Origin of the sequence: Adlercreutzia sp. ZJ473, assembly GCF_013185065.1 — a bacterium.
GTDB lineage: Bacteria > Actinomycetota > Coriobacteriia > Coriobacteriales > Eggerthellaceae > CAAEEV01.
Map to the genome: position 1 here is coordinate 1 of NZ_JAAVTO010000107.1, position 2,029 is coordinate 2,029.

At 69.4% G+C, this 2,029-nt stretch carries 2 protein-coding genes; both read right to left on the bottom strand.

The annotated features are described in order from the left end of the window. Positions 1–382, bottom strand: a 382-nt coding sequence (locus tag HRL41_RS11820) for a helix-turn-helix transcriptional regulator (protein WP_172137193.1), incomplete at its 3' end; no start/stop codon positions are given. 31 nt (positions 383–413) lie between these two features. After that, positions 414–2,029: DNA translocase FtsK (locus HRL41_RS11825; protein WP_253904911.1), on the bottom strand; the 1,616-nt coding region annotated here is incomplete at its 5' end.

Consider the following 2,029-nt stretch of genomic DNA (forward strand, 5'->3'; position numbering starts at 1 on the left):
GCGGCGCGCCGCGGCCCTCGCGCGGCGGCCGGGCAGCGCCGGCGGAGCGCGCCGACGTCCGGCCGTGCCCTTCGCCGCGCGCACGGCGACTTTGCCCTTCAGCGCGGCGGGCGTCGATGCGGGCGTATCCCGACTCGTACGCGTGCACCTCGTCGAGGTACAGCGAGGTGACCTCGGTGGGGTTGAGCCCCACGAGGCGCGCGTAGGCGCTGATCATGTTGCGGGTGTATCCGCGCGGCGGCAGGTAGGCGAAGTCGGCCTCCTCGATGGCGCGCAGGATGTCGGGGCGCACGCGCAGGCGATGCGACACCGTGGTCAGGTCGAATCCGCGCCTCTCGCGCGCTTCGCGCAGAAGCCCTCCGTAGGATCTTTGACGCGCCACGTTCCTACTCCTTCACTTGCCCAGAGCTCGCCTAGAGCTCGTCATTGTCCTTGAACGCCTTGAGCGTCTCAAGTTCCAAGGGGTCGCTCACGAGCACCTCGCGCGGCTTCGAGCCGTTCGCGGGGCCCACGACGCCCTGTTCCTCCAACTGATCCATTATACGGCCTGCTCGCGCGTAACCCACCTTCAAGCGCCGCTGAATGTTAGATGTTGAGCCCAAGCCGCTCGAAACCACAATATCTGCGGCCTCCCACAGGAGCGGGTCCTCCGCATCCGAGCCGCCGTCGCCCGAGGGCGATGAGGCGCCGAGCGTGACCACGTTGGCGGAGAGGATCTCGGTGTGGTACTCGGGCTCGCCCTGCTCCTTGAGCATGGACACCACGGCGTTGATCTCGTCCTCGGACACGTAGCAGCCCTGGATGCGCTGCGGCTTGGCGTACTCGGGCTTGGACAGCAGCAGGTCCCCCAGCCCGATGAGGTTCTCGGCGCCCGGCGTGTCGAGGATGACGCGCGAGTCGATGCCCGAGGCCACGTTGAACGCGATGCGGTTCGTGATGTTCGCCTTGATGAGGCCCGTCACCACGTTCGTGGAGGGCCGCTGGGTGGCCACGATGAGGTGGATGCCGGCCGCGCGCGCGAGCTGGGCGATGCGGCTGATGGAGAACTCCACCTCCTTGCCCACGTTCATCATGAGGTCGGCGAGCTCGTCGATGATGATGACGATGTAGGGCATCTCCGCAGGGTACTCCCAGTGTGCGCATTCCTCCCCCGCCGCCTTTGCGCGCTCCTCCTCGGCAAGCGCCGCCTGCGCCTTGGCGTTGTACTGCCCGATGTTGCGCGCGCCGACCTTCGAGAAGATCTTGAGGCGCTTCTCCATCTCGGCGACGCCCCAGGACAGCGCGCTCGCGGCCTCCTTGGCCTCGGTGACCACGGGCACGTAGAGGTGCGGGATGCCGTTGTAGGGCGTGAACTCCACGCGCTTGGGGTCGATCATGATGAAGCGCACCTCGGAGGGCGTGGCGCGCATGAGGATGGACATGATCATGGCGTTGATGGACACCGACTTGCCCGAGCCGGTGGTGCCGCCGATGAGCAGGTGCGGCATGCGCGCGAGGTCGGACACGATGGAGTGCCCCTCGACGTCCTTGCCGATGGCGATCTGGAGGGGGCCGGGGCCCGCGTCGCCGAGCACGTCGGAGAGGTACACCGTCTGGCGCGCGCGGTTGGGCACCTCGATGCCCACGTAGTTCGTGCCGGGGATGGGCGCGAAGATGCGCACGCCCGGCGCGGCGAGCGCGAGCGCGATGTCGTCGTTCAGGGCCGTGACGCGGCTCACGCGCACGCCGGCGGGCAGGTCGACCTTGAACAGCGTCACCGTGGGGCCGGCCACCCAGCCCACGACCTCGGCCATGATGCCGAAGTCCTCGAGCGTCTCCTGCAGGCGCGCGGACGTCTCGGAGAGCTCGGACTCGGGGGCCCGGCCCGCCTCGCCCTTCTTGGGCGAGGCCAGCAGCGACATCGGCGGCAGCTTGAATCCCTCGAGCGGGCGCGGCGTGGCCACCGGCGAGGCGCTCGCGCTGCGGCGCGGCTTGGCGGCGGCGGTGGTGCCTGCGCCTGCGCCCGCGCGCTCCTCGGCGGCGCGCTTCT